General features: G+C 36.5%; 3 protein-coding genes. All 3 read left to right on the forward strand.

All coding sequences use genetic code 11. The annotated features are described in order from the left end of the window. Nucleotides 1-163, forward strand: a 163-nt coding sequence (locus tag J3U74_RS12600) for a nuclease domain-containing protein (RefSeq protein WP_416379810.1), incomplete at its 5' end; no start/stop codon positions are given. Then, complete coding sequence (locus tag J3U74_RS12395; RefSeq protein ID WP_267338088.1) at nucleotides 160-513, forward strand: RusA family crossover junction endodeoxyribonuclease; 354 nt, start codon at nucleotides 160-162, stop codon at nucleotides 511-513. The genes J3U74_RS12600 and J3U74_RS12395, both read left to right, overlap by 4 nt. Further along, nucleotides 513-817 (forward strand): antiterminator Q family protein (locus J3U74_RS12400; RefSeq protein WP_267338089.1); only part of this gene is annotated, 305 nt, incomplete at its 3' end. The genes J3U74_RS12395 and J3U74_RS12400, both read left to right, overlap by 1 nt.

Consider the following 817-nt stretch of genomic DNA (forward strand, 5'->3'; position numbering starts at 1 on the left):
GAAACCTAACGATTTACAAGGCGCATGGGCGTGTTCAAGTTGCCATGATGAAATCGACCGTAGAACACGAATATTTGAAAATGAATTTGTCAGATTAGCACATGCTGAGGGAGTTATGAAAACACAAAACATTTTAATAAAAGATGGAAAAATAAAGCTGTGATTCATTTGATTTTACCATACCCGCCAACCGTAAATCATTATTGGGGAACGGTGGGAAAACGAAGATATATTAAAGCCGACGGCATTGAATTTCGAAACGCAGTTATAGCTATTGTTTTGCAGAATAAAGCTAATAAAAAGTTAGCTGATAGAGTGATGGTAAATATTAAGGCTTACATGCCAGATAGAAGAAAACGAGACCTAGACAATATAAATAAAGCCATTTTTGATGCGTTAATTCATAGCAATGTCATTTTAGATGATGAACAAATCGACGTACTGCATAGCGAAAGAAAAGAAGTTGTCAAAGGCGGAAGGATTGAGTTATTTATAAGTAAATTGGGGGTGTGATGAGAGAAACTAAAGACATTTTGACTGCATGGAAAAATACACGAGTTCTAAAAAGAATGGGAACAGAATATCCATTCAAATCAGCAGGTATAGAGGGCGCTCCTCGTGATTTTGATTATCGTCAATACTTAACGGAAGATGAGTCGCAGATTGTTGATAATGCGGTATTGAGACTTAAAGCTGATAATGTTGAGCATTGGGCAGTTTTAACAGCGTTTTATCTTCGTGAAATCTCTTGTAGTAAACAAGCGCGAATATTGGGTAAGCAAACCTCTGAAATCACAAAAATATTATTGGCGGCAGA

This window comes from Gilliamella sp. B3892 (genome assembly GCF_026536305.1).
In the GTDB taxonomy this organism is placed as follows: domain Bacteria; phylum Pseudomonadota; class Gammaproteobacteria; order Enterobacterales; family Orbaceae; genus Gilliamella.